Source organism: Pseudofrankia saprophytica, assembly GCF_000235425.2.
Classification (GTDB): Bacteria; Actinomycetota; Actinomycetes; order Frankiales; family Frankiaceae; genus Pseudofrankia; species Pseudofrankia saprophytica.
On the sequence record NZ_KI912266.1, the window covers coordinates 600,814 to 621,934 of the forward strand.

The following is a 21,121-nucleotide window of genomic DNA, read 5'->3' on the forward strand; positions in this document are numbered from 1 at the left end:
GCCCTGGAGATGTCGGGGCGGCGGCCCGCGGGCCGTGCGTCGTTCTTTCGGCCGTGCTCAGGCGACGACTCCGCGGACCTTCAGGTCGATGACGGTGTCCCAGTCGAGGCCGAGCGCGGCGAGGAGGTCGTCGCCGTGCTCGTTGAACTGGGGTGCCCGCTTCGCGGGTGTGGGCTGTTCGTCGAAGTGGACGGGCGCGGCGACGAGCCGGAACGGCGCGCCGGCCGCCGTGTGGCACTCCTGGATGTAGCCGTTGGCGACGGTCTGTGGGTCGTCGACCGCCTGCAGGGTGTCCTGGACGACCGTCCACTGGCCCGCGAAGTCGGCGAGTGCGACCCGCCACTCGTCTAGCGTGCGGCTGGCGAACGCCTCGGTGAGGATGTCGATCGCCGCGCCGCTGTTGGCCGCCAGGGACTCGTGGTCGGCGAACCGGGGGTCCGCCGCGAGTTCCGGTCGGCCGATGACGTCGCACAGCGGCGGCCAGTACCTGGTCGCCTGCAGGCAGCACAAGGCCAGCCAGGTGCCGTCCTTGGTCCGGTAGTTCATCACCAGCGGGTTGGCGCGGGTGGCCGCGACCGGTGGCGGCTTCCACGGCATGTTCAGTTGCATGGACAGCGCGATCGCGGCGCCCATGGCCCACATCCCGGTGCCCAGCAGGGAGACGTCGACGACGGTGGCCTCACCGGTGCGTTCCCGGTGGTACAGCGCGCCCATGATGCCGCCGGCGATGGTCATCGCGCCGAGCGAGTCCCCGAACGCCGGTCCCGGTGGCACCGGAACGTGGCCGTACTCCGGCTGCATGACGCCGACGGCGAGGCCGGCGCGGGACCAGAAAGCCAGCGAGTCGTACGAGCCCTTGTCCGCGTCCGGTCCGCGCTCGCCCTGACCGGTCCCACGGACGTAGATGATGTTCGGGTTGGCCGCGCGGATGTCCTCAAGGTCGATCTTCAGCTTGGCTCGGACGCCCGGCAGCTTGTTGGTCAGGAACACATCCGACTGCGCCGCCAGCCGGTAGAGGACATCCAGGCCCTCCTGGGAGGTGAGGTCGAGACCCAGGCTGCGCTTGCCCCGGTTCGAGTGCTCGAGCAGCACATGGACGTCGGAGGAGATGGTCGCGACGCCGGTGGACCCGAGGGCGCGCATCGCGTCACCCCGCTCGACGTGCTCGATCTTGACGACGTCCGCGCCCCAGTCGGCCAGCAGCGCGGACGCCGCCGGGACGAACGTGTGCTCGGCTACCTCCAGGACGCGGACGCCCTGCATCACCGCGGTCATCGCGATTTCTCCGCTCTGCGACTGATGAGATCCCGCTCGGGTGAGCTCGGCTACCGGCGGTCGGGAGCCGTCGTGGACGCGTGTGCGCGCTGTGCTCGGGTGGTGGCGTCAAGCAAAACGGAGCTTCCCCAGCCCATGGGCCTCCTCCGCCCTTGAGGAGCGGGCGAAGGTCCGCTTGCTCCTCGGAACTCCGACCTGTACGAACGTAGGGCACGATGCTATACGTTCGTACAGAGATGTCCAGGGAGGCCAGGCAGTGGGCGCAGGCGACCTCTACTACGACCCGTACGACGTCGAGATCGACGCGGATCCGTACCCCGTCTACCGGCGGCTGCGCGACGAGGCGCCGCTGTACCACAACGAGCGCCTCGGCTTCTGGGGCCTCAGCCGCTACGAGGACGTCGTCGCGGCCCTCAAAGACCTCAAACGCCTGACCTCGACGAAGGGCGACATCCTCGAGGTCGTCATGGCCGCGCCCGTCATGCCGCCGGGAATCTTCATCAACGAGGACCCGCCGCTGCACACGATCCACCGCGCCCTGGTCTCCCGGATGTTCACGCCGAAGAAGATCAAGGCGCTGGAGGAGAAGATCCGGGCTTTCTGCGCGGCCTGCCTGGACCCGTTGGTGGGTGGGGACAGGTTCGACTTCGTGCTCGACCTCGGTGCCGAGCTGCCGATGCGCACGATCGGAATGCTGTTCGGCATTCCCGACTCGGAGCAGCCGTCGCTACGGTCGACCGCCCAGCGGGCCCTGCGCAACCAGCCGGGCAAGCCGCTGCCGGTCACCAAGGAGAAGTACTTCGACGGCGGGAACTACGGCGAGTACGTGAAGTGGCGGGTCGACAACCCGTCGGACGACATCATCACGGAGCTGCTCACGCTGGAGTTCACCGACCTGTCGGGGACGGTGCGCACGCTGACCCGGAAGGAGGTTCAGATCTTCGTCGGCGTCATCGCGGGGGCTGGCGTCGAGACGACCGGCCGCCTGTTCGGCTGGATAGGCAAGGTGCTGGCCGAGCATCCCGACCAGCGCGCCGAACTGGTCGCCGACCCGACGCTCATCCCGCGCGCGGTCGAGGAGCTGCTGCGCTACGAGCCGCCCGGTCCGCATGTGGCCCGCTACGTCACCGAGGACGCCGAATTCCACGGGCAGACGGTCCCGGCAGGCAGCGCGCTGCTGCTCATGCTCTCGTCGGCCAACCACGACGAGCGGCAGTTCCCCGACTCCGAGCGGTTCGACATCCATCGCGACTTCGGTCAGCACGTGACGTTCGGCCACGGCGCGCATTTCTGCCTCGGTTCGGGGCTGGCTCGCTTGGAGGGGCGCATCGCCCTCGAGGAGGTCCTCAAGCGGTGGCCTGACTGGGAGGTCGACCTGTCCGCCGCCCGCCGCGCGCCCACCTCGACGGTCCGGGGCTGGGACTCCATGCCCGCCCTCATCGGCAGATCAGTGTGATCAGGGTCCACCGCCCGAACTCGTCGGCGCGCCTGCTACCGGAGCGGCGCGTGCCGGCGGATGACTTTGCGATCGCTGATCCTGCTGCCTACGCGGGCCGGCGGGAAGCCCTGTACTGAAAGGGAACGGTTACATGACACGAGTGGCTGTCGTCACCGGCGGCGGATCGGGGCTTGGCCTGGCGATCTGCCAGCACCTGGCGAATGCCGGGCACCGGGTGGCGGTCCTTGACCTGGACGGCGCCGCTGCCAAGGAGGTGGCGGAACGACTGCGCGCCGTGGGAGCGTCGGCGACCGCGGTCGAGGTCGACGTCGCGGACCGCGCGTCGGTCGACGCGGCGTTCGACCGGGTGCGCGCCAAGCTCGGGCCTGTCGGGGTCCTCGTGACCAGCGCGGCGATCTCCGGGTTCACCCCGTTCGAGGAGATCTCCCTCGAGCTGTGGGACCGGTTCGTGGCGGTGAACCTCACCGGCACCTTCCACTGCATCCAGTCCGCGATCCCGGACATGGCGGCGGCCTCCTGGGGCCGCATCGTGACGATCTCGTCGGCGGCGGGCCAGACGGGCACCGCCCGACAGGGCCACTACTCGGCCACCAAGGGCGGCGTGATCGCCCTCACCAAGACCGTCGCACTTGAGTACGCGGCCAAGGGGATCACAGTGAACACGATTCCGCCGTTCGCCGTGGACACCCCGCTGCTGCGCGGCCAGCAAAGTGGTCGGAATCTGCCGAAGACCGAGGTCATCGCCCGGATGATCCCAGCGGGCCGGGTGGGGACGCCTGACGACATCGGCGCGACGTGCGCCTTCCTGTGCTCGGAGGCCGCTGGCTACATCACCGGCCAGGTCATCGCCGCCAATGGAGGTGCGGTCCTGTGAACGACAGGTTCTCGCTGGCGGGAAAGGTCGCCGTCGTGACCGGCGGCGGCACCGGGATCGGCCGCGGCTCGGCGCTGGCGCTGGCCGAGCACGGCGCGGACGTCGTGCTGTCCGCCCGCCGCCTGGAACCGTTGGAGTCGACCGCGAAGGAGATCGAAGCACTGGGCCGGCGCGCCATCGCCCTGCCGGCCGACGTGACGAGCGCCGAGGAGTGCCAGCGGATCGTCGACGCCACCGTCGCCGAGTTCGGCCGGCTCGACATCCTCGTCAACTGCGCCGGCGGCGCGGAGACCAAATCGATCAGAAAGTGGACCGAGGACGAGTGGCACCAAGTCCTGGCGCTCAACCTCGGCTCCGTCTGGTTCCTGTCCCGCGCCGCGTCCGTCCCGATGCTCGCGGCCGGTAGGGGCGCGATCGTGAACATCTCCTCAGGTGCGAGCCTGCTCGGCATGCCGCAGGCCGCGCCCTACGGCGCGGCCAAGGCCGGGGTGAACAACCTGACGGCCTCGATGGCCGCCGCCTGGACCCGCAAGGGCATCCGCGTCAACTGCATCGCCGTCGGAGCGGTCCGGGCCGCGACACTGACCGACGACGCGGCCCGCTACGGGCTGGACCCGGAGGCGATCGGCCTGATGAACGGCTCCGGCCGGCTCGGTGAACCCGAGGAGATCGGCAGCGCCGTGCTGTTCTTCGCCTCCGACGCCGCCAGCTTCTGCTCCGGCCAGACCCTCTACGTCCACGGCGGCCCCGGACCCGCAGGCATCTGACACGACCGTCCGGCACACACCGCGCCGAGCCGGAGAGCGACGGCCTCCGGCCCATGGGGCGACCACCCAGGTGAGGGCAATGACCACAAGACCGTTTCGTTTCGCCGTCCAGGGGACGCGGGCGACGTCCGCGCGCGAGTGGTACGACCTCGCCCGCAAGATCGAGGACCTCGGATACTCGACGCTGTTCGTCGCCGACCACTACGTCGGGCCCGGCCCGGCGGCCCGAGCGTGCAGCCTGCCACCTCAGCACCTCGCGCCGATCGCGGCGATGGCGGGGGCCGCGGCGGTCACGTCGACCTTGCGGATCGGGTGCCGGGTGTTCTGCATCGACTACCACGTGCCCGCGGCCCTGGTGAAGGAGGCCGCGACCATCGACCTGCTCTCCGAGGGCCGGCTCGAGATGGGCATCGGCGCCGGTCTGCAGGAGAACGAGTACAAGGCTCTCGGCCTCCCCTTCGCACCCGGCAGGACGCGGGTCGACAAGCTGGAGGAGGTGATCGCACTGCTGAAGGCCCACTGGTCGGGCGAGCCGATCGACCTGCACGGCGAGCACGTGAACGTCAGCGGCTACCGAGGGCTGCCGCTGCCCGCGCAGAAGCCGCGACCGCCGCTGATGATCGGCGGGAACCGGAAGCGGATGCTCTCGCTGGCGGCCAGGGAGGCCGAGATCGTCAGCATCTCGAACGTGCCGTTCGACCCAGTCAACGCGGCCGGGCTCACCCCCAAGCAGGAGGCCGCCCACCGGTACGGGCTCGTGCGGGCGGCGGCGGGCGGGCGGCTGCCCGATCTGGAGATCGAGGGCTCGCCCTACTTCACGATTCTCACTGACAACCCGGCGGCGGCCTACAAGGACATCGCCGGCTGGATCTCCGTTGACGCGGACGTCCTGCCCGACCATCCCAACGTGCTGGTGGGAACGCTCGACGAGATGGAACAGCGGCTGCGGGACAACCGCGAGAACTTCGGCACCAGCTACGTCACGGTGCCCCAAAACGCGATGGACACCTTCGCGCCTCTCGTCGGCCGGTTACAGGGCAAGTGATGACCGACGCGCTGTACTTCGACCCGTACGACCAGGAGATCGCGAAGGATCCCTATCCCGTCTACCAGCGGCTTCGGGACGAGGCACCGCTGTACTACAACGAGCGCCACGACTTTTACGCGCTGAGCCGGTTCGACGACGTCGAGGCCGCGGTGCGCGACCACCGGCGGCTCATCTCGGGCAAGGGCAACATCCTCGAGGTCATCAAGGCGGACCCGACAATGCCGCACGGCGTGTTCATCAATGAGGATCCGCCCCTGCACACCGTGCACCGCGCGCTGGTCTCCCGGGCATTCACCCCGCGGAAGATGAAGGCGCTCGAAAACCGGGTGCGCGCCTTCTGCCAGGCCTGCCTGGACCCGTTGGTCGGCGGCGACCGGTTCGACTTCTTCCTCGACCTCGGCGCCCAACTGCCAATGCGGGTCATCGGCATGCTGGTCGGCATTCCCGACTCCGACCAGCCGGTCGTGCGGGACAAGGCCCACCGCTCGCTGCGCAACACCCCCGGCGAGCCGCTGGCCGTGCGGAAGGACCGGTACTTCTCCGGCGGCGGCTTCGCGGAGTATGTGTCGTGGCGGGAGAAGAACCCGTCGGACGACCTGATCACCGAGCTGCTCCAGGTCGAGTTCGAGAACGTCGACGGCCGGGTCCGCCGCCTGCACCGCGACGAGCTGCAGATCTTCCTCGCGGTCATCTCCGCAGCCGGCGTGGACACGACCGGACGTCTGTTCGGCTGGATGGGGAAGGTCCTCGGCGAGCATCCCGGCGCGCGCCGCGAGCTCGTCGCCGACCGTTCCCTCATTCCGAACGCGATCGAGGAGCTCCTGCGTTTCGAGACCTCCTCGCCGAACGTCGCGCGCTACGTCACCGAGGACCTCACCTTCCATGGCCGGAAGGTTCCCGCCGGCAGCCGGCTGCTGCTCATGCTGTCCGCCGCGAACCGCGACGAGCGGCACTTCGACGATCCCGGTCGCTACGACATCCACCGTGCCATCGACAAGCACCTCGCCTTCAGCCAGGGCGCGCACTACTGCCTCGGCGCGGCACTCGCCCGGCTCGAGGCCCGTATCGCGCTCGACGAGGTGCTCAACCGCTGGCCCGACTGGGAGATCGATCTCGACAGCGCCGTCCGGTCCCCGGCATCGACCGTACGCGGCTGGGACAGCATGCCGGCCGTCGTCGGCTGAGCGCCCCCACCCCAGCGAACCGAGGAGTCAGCAATGGCCGTGATCGACGGCGCTGTGTTCTCCCACGTCGGCATCTGCGTGTCCGACTACGAGAAGTCACTGCGCTTCTACACCGAAGGGCTCGGATTCGAGCTCGCCGAGGGATGGCCGGTGGGCGACGTATTCGCCCCGCTCGCCGAGGTCAGCCCGCCGATGAAGGCCCGGACCCAGATCAGCCGGAAGGGGGCGACCCGGCTGGAGATCATCGGCTGGACGACCCCGGCCGCGGGTGGAACGCCACTGCAGCGCAGGAACCAGAACGGGCTCACGCACCTCTCGTTCTACGTCGACGACCTGGCGGCCGTCGCGGGGCATCTGGTCTCACTCGGCGCCACGTTGCCGGAGGACACCCGGGTCCACATCGACGTGCCCGGCGGGGCGATGGACATGGTGTTTCTCGCCGACCCCGACGGCACCCGCATCGAACTGGTCCAGGACACCACCAAACCGTTCCCACCGTTCTAAGCCCGCGCGTACTTCGCTCTAAGCCCGCGCGCGGGCGCTGCCGCCCTGGGGTCCCGGCCTCGGCCTCGTGCCCGGTCCGAGGTGCCCGGGCACGCCGGAGAGAGGAGCGGCCCATGCTGCTGGAGCGCAGCTCCGAGCAGGAGGTCCTTCGTGACACCACCGCTCGGTTCCTCGCGAGCGAGGTTCCTGTCGACAAGATTCGCTGTCTCCGGGACGACGACGCCGGGTTCGACCTGGATTTGTGGCGTCGCGGCGCCGAGCTCGGCTGGACATCGCTGCTCGCGCCGGAGGCGTCCGGAGGCGGTGCCGTGAGCGAGTCCGGGCTGGCGGACCTGTCGCTGCTCGCCCATGAGTTCGGCGCGCACGCGGCACCCGGGCCACTCGCGGTCACCAACGTCGTCGCCGCCGCGCTCGGCGCCGCCGGCGACGACACCCATGCGCCGGTGCTGGAGTCCCTGCTCGCCGGCGACGCTCTCGCCTCCTGGTGCTTCGCGGAGCCGCCCCCGGCCGACGGCCTGGGCCAGGTCGACCTGCGCTGCGCGACCGACGGCGGCGACGTCGTGCTGACCGGTGTCAAACGCCCGGTGGAGTCCGCCGCCCAGGCAGGCCATCTGCTAGTCACCGGGCGAACCGGGGATGGGCTGACACAGGTCCTAGTCCCCGCCGACGCCGCCGGCCTGTCAATCGAGCCCATGCGGAGTCTCGACCTGACCCGCCGGTTCGCCACGGTCCGCTTCGACAAGGTCAGGGTCCCGGCCGGCGCCGTCGTGGGGGAGCTGGGCGGTGCCGCCGAGCAGGTGGAGCATCAGCTGCGTCTCGCAGCGGTCCTGGCGGGCGCGGACACGGTGGGCGCGATGCAGGCCGCGTTCGACCTCACGCTGCGCTGGACGTTCGACCGCTACTCCTTCGGCCGGCCGCTTGCCTCCTACCAGGAGATCAAGCACCGGGTCGCGGACCTGTTGTCGTGGCTGGAGGCCGCACACGCGATCAACGACGCGGCCGTCGTCGCCGTCGCCTCGGGCTCGTCCGACGCGGCGAGGCTGGTGAGCGCCGCGAAGGCCTTCACCGGTGAGTACGGCTCCGAGCTGGCTCAGGACTGCGTGCAGCTGCACGGCGGGATCGGCCTGACCTTCGAGCACGACCTGCACCTCTACCTGCGCCGGATCGCGCTGAACCGGACGCTGTTCGGCACGCCGGTCGAGCACCGCCGCCGCCTCGCGGACCTCGTCGAGAAGGAGCGTTCATGACGGCCGACGCCGGCGTCGAAGACGTCGAGAGCTTCCGGCGGCGCGCCGCCGCCTGGATGCGGGGGAACCTCCGCGCTGTCAGCGGGCCGCCGACCCACAACCTCGACGGGCTCGGGCGCAGCGAGGACGAGGAACTGGCCGAGATCACCCGTCAGCGCCAGCTCCAGCGCGTGTTCTTCGACGGCGGGTTCGCGGGTATCTGTGTGCCCCGTGAGTACGGCGGGCAGGGCCTCACGCCGGCGCACCAGCGGGCGTTCAACGAGGAGATCGCCGGCTACGAGTTCCCGATGGACCTGCAGTCGCCGACGTTCAACCCGTGCCTCGCGGTGCTGCTGGAGTTCGGCACCGAGGAGCAGAAGCGCCAGCATGTCCCCGCCATCCTGCGCGGCGACGAGATCTGGATGCAGTTCCTGTCCGAACCGTCCGGGGGCTCGGACGTGGCCGGGGCGCTGACCAGCGCTGTGCGCGACGGCGACGAGTGGGTGCTCAACGGCTCGAAGATCTGGACGACCGGCGCCTGGTACTCCGACTGGGCGCTGTGCCTGGCGAGGACCAACTGGGACGTGCCCAAGCACCGCGGGCTGACGGTGTTCATCCTTCCGCTGCTGCGCGACGGCGTCGAGCTGACGCGTATCGAGATGGTCAACGGGAACCGGGAGTTCTGCCAGGAGTACCTGACCGACGTCCGGGTGCCGGACTCGGACCGGATCGGCGAGGTCGACGGCGGCTGGACCGTGGGTACCCGCTGGATGTTCCACGAGAAGATGCTCTACAACTCGCCCTACATCACGATGCCGGCCGGCCTGTCCGACGGTTTCGGTGCCGGCTGGGTGTCCGGCGTCGCCCGTGACGCTGCCCGGCTGGGCGACCCGCACGTGCGTGGCCTCGTCGGTGAGGCGCACATGCTCGACCTGGCGGCCCACGCCCTGCAACGCCGGGTCGCGCTGGGCCTCGCCACGGGCCGGCTGTCCGACCAGGCCGCCGCCGTGGCCCGGCTGTTCACCGGCGTCGCCACCAGCCGCCGCACCGAGATCGCCTTCGACATCGCCGGCCCCTTGGGCGGCACCTGGACCGAGCAGGACGGCGAGGCCGCCGGCAGCGGTCTGGCCTACCTGGTTCGCCAGGCGACCTGCATCGGCGGCGGCACCACGGAGATGGCCCGCAACGTCGTCAGCGAGCGGCTCCTCGGCATGCCCCGGGAACCCGCCCTCGACCGCGACCGGCCCTTCCGTGACGTCCCCCGCGGCCCGGCCACCCGCACCTGACACGCCATCCCATCCACACGTCGACCGCAGGAGACCAGCATGACCGCCGAGACCGAGCTCGAGGAACTACGCCGCGAGATCCGGTACGTGAAGGACCGGATCGAGATCCTCGACTGCGTCAACAAGCAGTCCCGCGGCCACGACCGGCACGACGCGGACCTGATGGCGAGCGTCTACGCCGCCGACGGGATCGACGAGCACGGCCCCGACGTGAACCCCGGCGCCGCCTACGGGGAATGGGCCAACGCGCGGCACTCCCTGGTGTTCGCCGACCACCTGCACAACATCACGACCCACACCTGCGAGATCGACGGCGACGAGGCGCACGCGGAGAGCTACGTCATCGGCACCATGGTCGGCAAGGACGGCAAGACGCTCGCCTTCATGGGCGGCCGCTACCTCGACCGCCTCGAACGCCGCGACGGCGCGTGGAAGATCGTCCTGCGGCGCTGCACGATCGAGTGGGCCTTCACCGCCGACGCGTCCTTCCTGCACTCGGGCGCCTTCAAGGGATTCCTGAAGGGCACGTGGGACACCAGCGACCTCTCGTATGCCCGTCCGCTGAACCTCGACACGGAGCCCGCCGTCCGCTGGTGACACCGCGCCGCCCACCCAGGCCGGCCAAGACCTCCGTCGGACGCCAGAAGATCTGCCGCCGCTGGCGGGCCGACGCGTCGGCCCGCCAGCGGCGGCGGCCAGAACACCCCGAGATGGGGAGCCCGTCAATGAAGGAGAGAGGACGCGCATGGGCAAGCTAGGGGGCAAGGTCGCCTTCATCACCGGGGCCGCGCGCGGCCAGGGGCGCAGCCACGCGGTGCGGCTCGCGGCCGAAGGCGCCGACATCATCGCCGTCGACATCTGCCAGCAGATCGCCAGCGTGCCCTACCCGCTGGCCACCCCTGACGACCTTGCCGTGACGGTGAAGGAGGTCGAGGCCCTGGGCCGGCGCATCGTGGCGACGCCGGCCGACGTCCGCGACCGCGGGCAGTTGCGAGCCGCCCTCGACGCCGGCCTCACCGAACTCGGCCGGCTCGACGTCGTCTGCGCCAACGCCGGCATCTGCCCGCTGACGGACGAGTCGCTGTGCAGCAGTTTCGTCGACGCCATGGACGTCGACCTCGGCGGCGTGCAGAACACCGTGGCGGTGGCCCTGCCGCACCTGGGCGCCGGCGCCTCGATCATCGTGACCGGGTCGACCGCGGGCATGATCAAGGGGACGACGGACGCGATGGGCGCGCCGGGCGGGGTCGGCTACTCGCTGGCGAAGCAGCTGGTCGCCAGGTACGTCGAGGTGCTCGCGTTGCAGCTCGCCCCGCACTCCGTCCGGTTGAACGCGATCCACCCGACGAACGTCAACACCACGCTGCTGCACAACGACAACGTGTACCGGGCGTTCCGGCCGGACCTGGAGAACCCGACCAGGGCAGACGCCGAACTGGCCTTCCCCGTGATGCAGGCGATGCCAATCCCGTACATCGAGCCGGAGGATGTCTCGGCACTCGTCGTGTATCTGGCCAGCGATGAGTCCCGCTACATGACGGGGCTCAACCTCCGGATCGACGCCGGCGCGATGCTCAAGGCTCCCCCCTCGTTCTGAACCGGAATCGCGGACATCACCGGACGAGAGGCATCACATCCTGGCAGCCGGCCACCGGCCGGTTACCGGCCCCAACTCGGTATCCGGGGTGGCTGCGTCCCCGCCGACCGCGACACAACTCGTGAAGGAGCAGCTTGATGGCGCGAATCCCACCTCTGCACCCGAAACAGTGGCCTGCCGAGGTGGTCGCGGCATTGTCCGCGATCGACCCGACCACCCGTGGCCTGCCCGCGCCCAACAGGGACGGCCGCCCGTCCGGGCGGGACGCGATCGCCTCGCTCGCTCGCCACCCGGAGCTCGCGAAGGCCTTCCTGCCGTTCAACGGGTACGCCCTGCTGGACACCGAACTGCCGATCCGCGAGGTGGAGATCCTCATCCTGCGCGTCGCGGCGCGACGCCAGTCCCGCTACCTGTGGGGCCAGCACATCTTCGCCGGGCGGGCAGCCGGACTCACCGACGAGGAGATCGCCCGCGTGGCCTATGGGCCGAACGCGCCGTTCCTCCCGCCGCTCGACAGCGTCCTGCTGCGGGCGGTCGACGAACTGATCGACGACGGTGTCATCTCGGACGACACCTGGTCGGCGTTGGCGACCGAACTCGACGAGAGAAGACTGCTCGACATCCTGTTCGTCACCGGCTGCTACGAAACCATGGCCTGGGTAATGAACTCGCTCGACCTCGAGCCCGACCCGCGCATCCCGGAGTATCTGAAGATCTTGCCGTTGCCCTGACGGCCATGGATCGGGAGCCATACGCGACCGCCGCGTAGCATGGTGGATCGGGAATCATCCAGGGCTGGATCTCACAGCGGACGTGGCGATCTTCCGAAAGTCGCTCCTGAAAGGCGCCAGATGACGACACCTCGCCGGGTCGGCGCGGAGACCTCGAAGACGCGCGCTCTCCTGTTGGAGAGCGCCGAACGGCTCATGCTCGACGAGGGGTACGCCGCCGTCACCTACCGTGGCCTCGCCGCGAAGGCCGGAGTGACGCCAGGGCTGGTCCAGTATTATTTCCCGACCCTGGACGACCTGTTCATCGCACTGGTCCGGCACCGGACCGACCAGACCGTCGGCGCGCTCGTAGGAGCGCTCCGGACCGACCAGCCCCTGCGGGCGCTCTGGGAGTTCTCCAACAACCGGTACGCCGCGGTGCTCATAGCGGAGCTTACGGCACTCGCGAATCACCACAAAGCAATCAGAGCCGAGATCGCGGCGGTCGGCGAGAAGGTACGCGAACTGACCATGGAGGCTCTGGCCAGGTCCTCGAACGACTATTCACGCCCCTTGGGTTCGGTTCCCGCGGAGGTGCTCGTCTTTCTCATGACAAGCACTCCCCGGATGATTCACATCGAAGACGCCGTGGGCATGTCGACATCCCACGCGGAAGCGGCCGAATTCCTCGAGCACTACCTGGACCAGGTTGAGCCCCAGCACACATCTCCTGCTTCGTCTCCGTCCACGTCGCAGACGAAGCACGCCGACTGACGACCTGCGCGGCGGTCAGCCCGTGAGAGAGGCCAACAGGTTCATGGTGCGCTGCCGGGAGGCCCGGCGGTCCGCCCCGACCGGCACGACGAACACCTGGATGTCCGTCGCCCCGGCGTCGAGCAGGCCCTGGAGCTGGCGGGTCACGCTCGCCTCGTCGCCGAGGACAGCGACGTCCGCCGGGCCCTCGGCGCCGCCGATCTCCATGATGCGGCGGTAGTTCGGCTGGCTCTCGTAGACGGCCGAGGTCGCCGCCACCGCCGCCCGGGCCTCGGCGAGGTCGTCATGCACCGCGACCGGCAGCCCGGCGACGACCCTCGGCTCCGGCCGCCCCGCCGCCACGGCGGCGGCATGAAGCCGGGGCACGACATGCGTCTCGATCGCCCGGGCCGAGGCCATGAACAGCACGACGCCGTCGGCGAGTTCACCGGCCACCCGCAGCAGCCGCGGGCCGAGCGCGGCGAGAAGCACCGGCACCGGCTGCGCCGTCGGCACTGTCGCGTCCTTCGCCGTCCAGTCCGTTCCCTCGAACGTCACGGTCTCGCCGCGCAGCAGGCCCGTCAGAATGCGGAGGTACTCCTCGGTGTTGCGGCCTGGGTGGTCGTAGGGCAGGCCGTACAGACCGGTGACGCGGGACGCGTGCGACGGCCCGATGCCCAGCGTGAAGCCGGGCCGTCCCATCGCCTCCGCGACGCCGGCGGCCCGGTTCGCCTGGAGAACCGGATGGCACGGGTACGTCTGGAGGACCGCCGTGCCCAGCTCGATCGCGGATGTCTCCCGGCCCGCGACCGCCATCGCCGCCAGCGGGTCGCCGAGGACCGTGCTGTCCAACCAGAGGGAGCTGAAACCGTCCTTCTCGGCCTCCTTCGCCTGCGCGACGAGCTTCTCCGTCGTCGACGGCCGACCTGTCAGACCAATTCTCACGTGACAATATCCTCAGCGTCGAAAGTCATGATCGGCAATAAGGTGTCGCACAGGGCCGCCATACATCCATACAGCATCGCCATACGACCGTCCAACATTGTCTATGGTCGTTGCCGCAAACCTGGGGGTCCCGATCGATGCCGAGCGGGCCGCGGCAGCCTGTGCGTGCGGTTCGCGCGAGATCGACGTCTGCGTTGACGTCGAGCGCCGGAGGTTATTTGGAGGAGATCAGGTCGATCAGCGTGGCGATCAGATCTGCCGGTGGCACCCGCCGGGCGGACCTTCTAAACGACTGGGTGTTCAGGTGATAGCCGATGAGCGTGCTTCTGATCGTCACGGCGAGGGCCTGTGGGTCGCGTCGGGGAAGCTGCCCGGCTTCCATGAGCTGGCCCAGCCGGGCGGCGCTGGCGTCGAGGGCGGCGTTGTACAGGCCCTCCACCTCGTCGAAAAGGTCGCCCATCGCGGCGGCGTCCCGGTGGATGATCGCCTCGAGTCTGCCGAGCTGACCGAGCGTCGTGAGGGTCTGGTGGAACTCCAACGCCAGTGTGATCTTCACATCGGCCACGGCCGACTCGCCGGGCGTCGCGTCGCCGATCGAGGCGCGGAACCGGTCGAGTTCCTGCCGGACGACGGCCTCGAAGAGAGCCTCTTTCGAGGTGAAGTGGCGATAGAACGAGCCAGCTCCGGCCCGGAGCCCGGCACGGGCCTCTAGATCGGAGACCGTGGTGCCGGCGAGGCCCTTGCCTGCGAACAGGGCGAGTCCCGCGTCCAGCAGGCGCTCGCGGGTATCCCGGGCCATGTCTCATCCTATGGGCGGTCCTTAGCGGATCTTCGGGTGCGAGGTGACGCCCGGAGCGCCCGGCCGCGGATGCGGCCGGGCCTGCGCTCGCACCGACCAAGACACCTTCACCCCCTCCGGCAGCCAGAATAGTGCCAGAAGATCCTTTCTAATGCCAGTAGATTCTTGCGCTGCTGGGTCGGCCGGTGGTACGAACGCATGGCCCCAGATCGCGCGAACCGTCGCGAGGTGGCCGTCGGGGCAGTCGCGGCGCGCGAGCCCAGCCGCCTCCAGGTGCGTCACCCGCGGCGCCGAGTCCCTCTCTCAGCTAGTCGGAGGAAGTCATGTCCATCACGGTCACCAGGCTGGCGCCCGAGATCGGTGCCGAGATCAGCGGCTGGAGGGGAAGTGATCTCGTCAATGAGGCGGTAGCTGCCGACTGCAAGGCCGCTCTGGACCAGTACGGCGTGCTGGTGTACCGCGAGGTTCACATCGAGGACGGCGACCTGGTCCGGTTCAGCCGGCTGCTGGGCGAGGTCGTCGTGCCCAAGGTCAACGACCCCGGCGAGCACCCTGAGATCGCCCGGATCACGCTCGACCCCGACAAGAGCGTGCTGGCCGGCTACCGGCAGGGGAACTTCCTCTGGCACATCGACGGCGCGACCGACGAGCTTCCCCAGAAGGCGACGCTGCTGACCGCCCACGAGGTCGACCCCGCCGGCGGCGACACGCAGTTCGCCAACACCTACGCCGCCTACGACGCCCTGTCCGACGAGGAGAAGGCCGAGATCGCCGACCTGCGGGTGGCTCACAGCTTCGCGACCGCCCAGCGGATCGCCTATCCCGACGCCACGGACAAGCAGCGGGCCAGCTGGGAGAAGGTGCCGACAAGGGTGCACCCGCTCGTGTGGACCCGCGCGAACGGGCGAAAGTCCCTGCTGATCGGAGCGACCGCGGGCACGGTCGTCGGCTGGCCAGAAGACCGCGGCAGGGCACTGCTCGACCGCCTGCTCGCATGGTCCACCAGCCCGCGGTTCACCCTCCGGCACCGGTGGCGCCGCGGCGACCTGGTGATCTGGGACAACACCGGCATGCTCCACCGCGCCCTGCCCTTCGAACCGACCTCACGCCGGCTGATGCACCGCACCACGCTCGTCGGCCAGGAACTCGTCACCACCCGATGACAGCGCGCGAAAGCAGGAAAGCAGGAAGGTCATGGTAGACGTGCGCCTCGTCACCGACGCACGCATGACGATGGGCGAAGGACCGGTCTGGGACGTCGACCGGGACCGGCTCTCCTGGATCGACGTCTTCCAGGCGACAGTGCACCAATGCAATCTTGACGGCGGCGACGCGCGGAGCACGAAGTTCCCCGGACGCGTCATCGCCTCGCTGTCCTTACGCAAGGGCGGCGGAGCCGTCGTGACCTCCGGCAGCGAGATCCACCTGTTCGACCTCGACTCAGGCGAGACCGAGCTGATCTTCGACGCCGATGGAGGCCCGGGTTTCGGGTTCAACGACGGAACCGTCGACCGCCAGGGCCGTTTCGTCACCGGCATGGCCGACATGGCGCTCGTGAGAGCGATCGAGTCCGGGCAGGGCGACCTCACACCGTCAGGCAGCCTGTACCGCGTCGACACAGACCTGAGCGTGCACGTCACCGCAGACCCCATCGGCGTCACCAATGGCCCCTGCTTCGACGAAACGGGCACGACCTTCTACTGCAACGACAGCGCGTTCCGGCGCATCTATGCCTGGGACTACGACCCCGCGTCCGGCGAGGCCACCGACCGCCGGGTCGTCGCCCAGTTCGAGGACGGCGCCGTCGTCCCGGACGGCACCACCGTCGACGAGCAGGGCTGTCTTTGGGTGGCCGCCTACCGCGGCGGCGAGATCCGCAGATATGCGCCGGACGGCACCCTCGACCGGCGCGTACCCGTGCCGGTGGCCAGCCCGACGAGCGTCGCGTTCGCCGGACCGCAACTCGACGTCCTCGTGGTGACCTCCCGTGGCGGCACCACCGCTGGAGGCGACAACGGCCGAGTCCTCGCCCTTCGCGGGCTCGGCGTTCGAGGGCTGCCGGAGCCGAAGTTCGGATAGGCCGCGGCCAGCCAGCGATACCGGACACGCTCCATCGATCCGAAGGGACCTCAAGGCATGGCGGGAAAGCTCGACGGCAAGGTCGCGATCATCACCGGAGCCGGCTCCGGCATCGGGCGGGCGAGCGCCCACCTCTTCGCCACGGAAGGCGCGAAGGTCATCTGTGCGGACTTCAGCGGCCAGGAGGAGCGGACGGCCGACGAGATCGGGGCCGTCGGCGTGGCAGTTCACGTCGATGTCGCGGTGGAGGCCGACGTCGAGCGGATGGTCGCCACCGCGGAAGACCGGTTCGGAAAGCTCGACATCCTCTTCAACAACGCCGGTATCGCCGGACCAAAGGCGCTGATCACCGAGCAGAAGGAGGAGGACTTCGACCGCGTCGTCGCGGTCAACCTGAAGGGTGTGTTCCTCGGGATGAAGCACGGCATCCAGGCGATGCTTCGTAGCGGCGACGGCTCCGTGATCAACACCGCGTCGGCGGCCGGGTTGGTCGGGTGGCGGAAGAACGCCGTCTACGGCGCGTCCAAGGGCGGCGTCATCCAGATGACCAAGGCGGTCGCGCTCGATTTCGCGGACCAGGGCGTCCGGGTCAACGCCATCTGCCCGGGCATGACCTGGACCGGAATGGTCCCAGGATCAGACGACCTCCTGGACCCCCCCGCCGGCGTGCCGGCGCCTCCCCAGCCGATGCGCCGGTGGGGCCTGCCACGCGAACTCGCGACCGCCGCCCTGTTCCTCGCGAGCGACGACTCGTCGTTCGTCACCGGTGTCGCCCTTCCCGTCGACGGCGGCTATGTCATTGGCTGACGTCCGGCCCTTCCGTTTCGCGGTCCAGACCACAACCGCGACCTCGGCCACCAAATAGCGCGATCTCGCGCCCCGGATCGAGGACCCCGGCTACTCGACCCTGTTCCTCGCCGACCACCACCTCGCACCAGGACCCGTCAGCGCCCAGACCCTGCCGCGCCCACAGCGCCTCGCCCCATCGCCCCATCGCCCCAACATCATCGAGCCGGCCGGAGCGAGTACCGGCCGGGTTGGCCCGGCCGGTACCGTGCCGTCGGTCAGTCGGGAATCGGCGAGCTCCCAAGCACCTGGAACTCGGTGGGTTGGCCCTTGTCATCAAGGGTCGTGGACAGCCCGCCGCGTACGCACACCGCGGGGGCTTGTGCGCTGGCCTTGCCGTTGCAGCGGAACTTCATCCCGGCCGCGCCCGGCAGTTCGCTCTCCGGCATGGCCTTGATGGTCGCCGTGACCGTCGCCGGCGTGATGTCACCCGAGATGCCCTCGAGCGCGGTCTGCAGGCCCCCGAGTGTCACGAACACGTACGGCCGGTCGTGGAGCTGATGTCGATGTCGTCGCCGTAGGTCTCCATCGCCGTCTGGTAGAGAACGGCCGAGGGATCGGTGCCGCCGGCCGGCGCGAGTGTCGCGACGACCATTCCGCTCAGGATGTCCGACGACACGGCCTTACGGGTGGCGTCCGTGATGCATTGCGAGATCGCGCTGATCTGGCCGTCGTACCCGACCGCCCGCAACCCGTTGAACGCGCTGATGCAGAACGAGTCGTTGCCCACGACGAACACGATCCCGGGATGGCCGGCGACAGCGCTCTGCATCTGCGGCGTCATGTCGGCGGTGCCCGGCGGCACCCGGACGAGCTCGTACTCGATGCCCGCGTCTTTGAACGCTTTGGGCGCGAGGTTCTGCGGGACGTCCAGCGCGGCGGGCACGTCGATGACCACAAGGGTCACCTTGTCGACGCCCTTTTTCTCCGCGAGACCGACCGGCAGAAGAGGGCCGACGGCGTCGCACGCCGCCTTGCCCAGATTCCCAGCGATAACCGGCTCAGCGATGTTGAGCGCCAAGGTCACGAGGCTCGCGAACACCAGCAGCCGACGCGCCGGCCGGATCTCCGCGCGAGACGCACCCCGCATCGCAAGCTCGCGGATCGCGACCAACAAGCCAAGAACCGACAGATCCACCGCCGGCGCCACCAACGGCGCCACATAGCCCGGCACCCCCAACCGCAACCCCAGCAGCCACACATTGCCGAACCGAACAAGAACGTCAGACCCACCACCATGGCCATGATCACAGTCACGGCTGTGAACGCCACACCACGCCCACGTGCTTCCGACGCCGGAACCGGCGATGATGCGCTCATCGCCTGCCCTGCCGGACCTCGAAACTGGCCTCCACGACCAGCTGCCCGACGGAAACACCCAGGGCAGCGCCTCCCCCTTCTACGAGGCGCCCCGCCGGGGGCACGCGATCGGGATCTTCCTGTTCGCGAAGCCTTCGGGTCCGCTCCCGGACTCCCGCGCCATGTTGCTCCGGGCCGAGCCCCGGACCCCACGCCGAAAGCCGCGTGGATGCTGTACGAACCTGCCCGGGGCACTTTCATCACTTGGCCTGCACGTTGTGCCGCTCGCCGATTTCAAGCGAACAAGCGCTCCGGTCGCAGGCCTATTAACCTTCAGCGCCCGGCACTACGGCTCGGGGCGGGGGCGCCGAGCCGGTGACTCTGCGATCCACCTCGACCTCGGCACCACCGGGAAACTGGCCGTCCGCGCCTGGCCGCGCCCGCCGGAGTAGAGCCCCGGCTTCGACACCGTCGCCCTGGCCCTCTTCAGGGGATCTAGGGCTTCTGTGCCACGGCGGACCAGACGATGTTGCCGCCGGCCTCGGTGACGAAGTCACCAGCGGCCGCGGTGTCGTCAGGGCGCCACAGGTGCACGGGGACCAGCCCCGGAGGGACGAGGTCAAGACCCTGGAAGAACCGGGCGACCTCCGCCCGGGTCCGGGCAGTGACGTCGATGCCCTGGGCCCGGTAGGCGCTGACGAGTTTGGCGACCTGGTCAGGATTGCGGTCGGCGGTCAGGTACGACATCGTCAGGTAGCTGCCGGACGGAAGCACGTCGACCAGCGTGCGGATGATGCCGTACTGGTCGTGCTCGACGGGGACGAAATGCAGCACGGCGATGACGGACAGGGCGACGGGCTGGGTCAGGTCGAGGGTGTCCCGGAGTTCCGGGGCGTTCAGGATGCGGCCGGGGTCGCGCAGGTCGGCGTCCAGGTAGGCGGTGCGGCCTCGCGGGTCGCTGGTGAGCAGGGCGCGGGCGTGGGCGAGCACGATCGGGTCGTTGTCGGCGTAGACGACCCGGGACTGCGGCGCGACCGCCTGGACGACCTCGTGCAGGTTCGGACTGGTGGGGATGCCGGTACCGATGTCGAGAAACTGGCGGATGCCGGCCTCGCCCGCCAGGTACCGGGTGGTGCGCACGAGGAAGGCGCGGTTCTGCACGGCCGCGGCCGGGGTGTGCGGGAACGCCGCCTGGATCTGCGCCGCCGCCTGACGGTCCGCGGGGAAGTTGTCCTTCCCGCCGAGGAAGTAGTCGTAGATGCGCGCGGAGTGCGCGACATCGGTTCTCAGGTCGACCGTTGCCCGGGGACCTTCGACCAACGACTCTTGCAACGAGGAGAACCCCTCCGGCTCGCTGTCCACCACCACAGCCCGCTCCCCATCGCCCGATTTCCCCTTTTCGGCAGCCTAGCGGTCACGGTGGCCCTTCTAGGCGGCGCATGGCTAGCTGGCGTAGCACTTGGCGAGGGTGGCGAAGGCCGCCTTGGGCTCCCAGGCCAGGCCAGGATGGGTCTACGGTTGGTCAGTTATGGGCGGGGGTAGAGGCGGGTGAGGGTCGCGTATCCGGCGTTGAAGGCGCCGACTTCGTCGCTGGGTTTGTTCGTGGAGGTGCAGTCCTGGTTCTGTCGTGCGAGGGCTGGGTCGGGGATCTGTGGTTCGGTGTCGGTTTCGAGGAGTCCGCGGACTGTGCCGCCGGCGAAGCAGTTGGGGACGTTGAGGTTGGTGACCATGGTCTGGCGGGGTTTGGTGTCGGAGAGCAGGCTGGCGCGGTTCTTGGTGATCCAGTTCTGGACCAGTGTGACGGCGGGGGTGTAGTCGTAGGTGTCGCCGAGGCCGAGGCTGACGGCGAGGGCGGGGATGCCGCGTTGGGCGGCGGCGCGGGCGGCGCCGATGGTGCCGGACTCGTCGACGTCGGGGCCGAGGGCTTGGCCTTCGTGGATGCCGGCGATGACGAGGTCGGGGTGCATGCCCAGGTCGTCGAGGGCGACGTTGACCGCGTCGGCGGGGAAGCCGTTCACCTCGGTGACGGGGGTGCCGTTGGACGCGTCGCTCTTGGTGTAGTTGACCGGGCCGTCGGTGGTCTTCCCGCCGGTGCCGCTTTGGTTCGCCGCCGGCGCGACGATCTCTATGGTGACGTCCCCGATGGTGGCCGACAGTCTGCCCACGCCCTGGACGATCGCCTCGATGCCTTCGGCGCCGACTCCGTCGTCGCTGGTGACGAGCACGTCGAGCACAGTGTCCGCCGAGTTGGCGGTTGGGTCGCCTGTCGCGGAGCCACCGGCGCCCGCGCCGCCGCCGGTGGCTGTGTCGGTGGCTGTGTCCGTCGGCGCCGCGGCGGCTGTGGCCGCGGTGGTGGACGTGGGCGCGGTCGTTCCCGCGTCCTCGGGCATACACGCGATGGCACCGAGCAGCACCGCGGCGCTGGCGATCGCGACGGACAGACGGACAGGCTTCCCGGGCATGGGACCCT

General features: G+C 69.5%; 20 protein-coding genes and 1 pseudogene. 15 read left to right on the top strand and 6 right to left on the bottom strand.

Annotation, left to right across the window (positions count from 1 at the left end):
* Positions 1-57 precede the first annotated feature (57 nt).
* Complete coding sequence (locus FRCN3DRAFT_RS0202660) at positions 58-1,275, bottom strand: CaiB/BaiF CoA transferase family protein (RefSeq protein ID WP_007514379.1); 1,218 nt, start codon at positions 1,273-1,275, stop codon at positions 58-60.
* A gap of 256 nt (positions 1,276-1,531) precedes the next feature.
* On the opposite strand from FRCN3DRAFT_RS0202660, the gene FRCN3DRAFT_RS0202665 reads away from it, so the two are divergent.
* The 12 genes from FRCN3DRAFT_RS0202665 to FRCN3DRAFT_RS0202720 all read left to right on the top strand — a co-directional run bounded on the left by FRCN3DRAFT_RS0202665 (position 1,532) and on the right by FRCN3DRAFT_RS0202720 (position 12,704).
* A complete protein-coding gene (locus FRCN3DRAFT_RS0202665; protein WP_007514381.1) occupies positions 1,532-2,731 on the top strand; it encodes a cytochrome P450 in 1,200 nt (399 codons plus the stop codon).
* A gap of 133 nt (positions 2,732-2,864) precedes the next feature.
* Entirely contained in the window at positions 2,865-3,608 is a 744-nt protein-coding gene (locus FRCN3DRAFT_RS0202670) for an SDR family NAD(P)-dependent oxidoreductase (RefSeq protein WP_007514383.1), read from the top strand.
* Positions 3,605-4,375 (top strand): SDR family NAD(P)-dependent oxidoreductase, encoded by a 771-nt coding sequence (locus FRCN3DRAFT_RS0202675; protein ID WP_007514385.1) that lies wholly within the window; start codon positions 3,605-3,607, stop codon positions 4,373-4,375. The genes FRCN3DRAFT_RS0202670 and FRCN3DRAFT_RS0202675 overlap by 4 nt, the downstream gene beginning before the upstream one ends.
* A 79-nt stretch (positions 4,376-4,454) precedes the next feature.
* Positions 4,455-5,420 (top strand): TIGR03621 family F420-dependent LLM class oxidoreductase, encoded by a 966-nt coding sequence (locus tag FRCN3DRAFT_RS0202680; RefSeq protein ID WP_007514387.1) that lies wholly within the window; start codon positions 4,455-4,457, stop codon positions 5,418-5,420.
* The gene (locus FRCN3DRAFT_RS0202685; protein WP_007514388.1) at positions 5,420-6,607 is read left to right on the top strand and encodes a cytochrome P450; all 1,188 of its coding nucleotides are present in this window, start codon (positions 5,420-5,422) and stop codon (positions 6,605-6,607) included. Before FRCN3DRAFT_RS0202680 ends, FRCN3DRAFT_RS0202685 begins: the two co-directional genes overlap by 1 nt.
* 33 nt (positions 6,608-6,640) lie before the next feature.
* Positions 6,641-7,111 (top strand): VOC family protein, encoded by a 471-nt coding sequence (locus FRCN3DRAFT_RS0202690; protein ID WP_007514390.1) that lies wholly within the window; start codon positions 6,641-6,643, stop codon positions 7,109-7,111.
* A 113-nt stretch (positions 7,112-7,224) separates the two neighbouring features.
* Positions 7,225-8,358: an acyl-CoA dehydrogenase family protein gene (locus tag FRCN3DRAFT_RS0202695; protein ID WP_007514392.1), complete on the top strand. Its 1,134-nt coding sequence runs from the start codon at positions 7,225-7,227 to the stop codon at positions 8,356-8,358.
* Positions 8,355-9,623: an acyl-CoA dehydrogenase family protein gene (locus FRCN3DRAFT_RS0202700; protein ID WP_007514394.1), complete on the top strand. Its 1,269-nt coding sequence runs from the start codon at positions 8,355-8,357 to the stop codon at positions 9,621-9,623. Before FRCN3DRAFT_RS0202695 ends, FRCN3DRAFT_RS0202700 begins: the two co-directional genes overlap by 4 nt.
* A gap of 39 nt (positions 9,624-9,662) precedes the next feature.
* Positions 9,663-10,220, top strand: a complete 558-nt coding sequence (locus tag FRCN3DRAFT_RS0202705; protein WP_007514396.1) for a nuclear transport factor 2 family protein — start codon at positions 9,663-9,665, stop codon at positions 10,218-10,220.
* 148 nt (positions 10,221-10,368) lie between these two features.
* Positions 10,369-11,220 (top strand): mycofactocin-coupled SDR family oxidoreductase, encoded by an 852-nt coding sequence (locus FRCN3DRAFT_RS0202710; protein ID WP_007514398.1) that lies wholly within the window; start codon positions 10,369-10,371, stop codon positions 11,218-11,220.
* Between the two features lie 137 nt (positions 11,221-11,357).
* Entirely contained in the window at positions 11,358-11,951 is a 594-nt protein-coding gene (locus tag FRCN3DRAFT_RS0202715) for a carboxymuconolactone decarboxylase family protein (RefSeq protein WP_007514400.1), read from the top strand.
* A gap of 120 nt (positions 11,952-12,071) precedes the next feature.
* Positions 12,072-12,704: a TetR/AcrR family transcriptional regulator gene (locus FRCN3DRAFT_RS0202720; protein ID WP_007514401.1), complete on the top strand. Its 633-nt coding sequence runs from the start codon at positions 12,072-12,074 to the stop codon at positions 12,702-12,704.
* Positions 12,705-12,719: 15 nt separating this feature from the next.
* Here the strand turns inward: FRCN3DRAFT_RS0202720 and FRCN3DRAFT_RS0202725 are convergent, their stop codons facing one another.
* Both FRCN3DRAFT_RS0202725 and FRCN3DRAFT_RS0202735 read right to left on the bottom strand, forming a co-directional pair.
* The gene (locus FRCN3DRAFT_RS0202725; RefSeq protein ID WP_007514403.1) at positions 12,720-13,628 is read right to left on the bottom strand and encodes a TIGR03564 family F420-dependent LLM class oxidoreductase; all 909 of its coding nucleotides are present in this window, start codon (positions 13,626-13,628) and stop codon (positions 12,720-12,722) included.
* Positions 13,629-13,842: 214 nt separating this feature from the next.
* The gene (locus FRCN3DRAFT_RS0202735) at positions 13,843-14,427 is read right to left on the bottom strand and encodes a TetR/AcrR family transcriptional regulator (protein WP_007514405.1); all 585 of its coding nucleotides are present in this window, start codon (positions 14,425-14,427) and stop codon (positions 13,843-13,845) included.
* A gap of 323 nt (positions 14,428-14,750) precedes the next feature.
* Here FRCN3DRAFT_RS0202735 and FRCN3DRAFT_RS0202740 point away from each other — a divergent pair, with 323 nt between their 5' ends.
* Genes FRCN3DRAFT_RS0202740 through FRCN3DRAFT_RS0202750 form a run of 3 tightly spaced genes read left to right on the top strand, consistent with a single transcriptional unit; the run spans position 14,751 to position 17,313 of the window.
* On the top strand, positions 14,751-15,590 hold the full coding sequence (locus tag FRCN3DRAFT_RS0202740; RefSeq protein WP_007514407.1) for a TauD/TfdA dioxygenase family protein: 840 nt from the start codon (positions 14,751-14,753) through the stop codon (positions 15,588-15,590).
* A gap of 31 nt (positions 15,591-15,621) precedes the next feature.
* Entirely contained in the window at positions 15,622-16,506 is an 885-nt protein-coding gene (locus FRCN3DRAFT_RS0202745; protein ID WP_007514409.1) for an SMP-30/gluconolactonase/LRE family protein, read from the top strand.
* Positions 16,507-16,563: 57 nt separating this feature from the next.
* Entirely contained in the window at positions 16,564-17,313 is a 750-nt protein-coding gene (locus FRCN3DRAFT_RS0202750) for an SDR family NAD(P)-dependent oxidoreductase (protein WP_007514410.1), read from the top strand.
* 257 nt (positions 17,314-17,570) lie between these two features.
* Here the strand turns inward: FRCN3DRAFT_RS0202750 and FRCN3DRAFT_RS50960 are convergent.
* The 3 genes and pseudogenes from FRCN3DRAFT_RS50960 to FRCN3DRAFT_RS42310 all read right to left on the bottom strand — a co-directional run.
* Positions 17,571-18,298: pseudogene (locus FRCN3DRAFT_RS50960) on the bottom strand (ABC transporter substrate-binding protein); the annotation flags it as partial.
* An 848-nt stretch (positions 18,299-19,146) separates the two neighbouring features.
* Positions 19,147-20,019 carry an SAM-dependent methyltransferase gene (locus tag FRCN3DRAFT_RS0202760; protein WP_007514419.1) on the bottom strand — a complete coding sequence of 291 codons (873 nt, stop codon included), beginning with the start codon at positions 20,017-20,019 and terminating at the stop codon, positions 19,147-19,149.
* 158 nt (positions 20,020-20,177) lie between these two features.
* Complete coding sequence (locus tag FRCN3DRAFT_RS42310) at positions 20,178-21,113, bottom strand: 5'/3'-nucleotidase SurE (protein WP_007514422.1); 936 nt, start codon at positions 21,111-21,113, stop codon at positions 20,178-20,180.
* Positions 21,114-21,121: the final 8 nt, after the last annotated feature.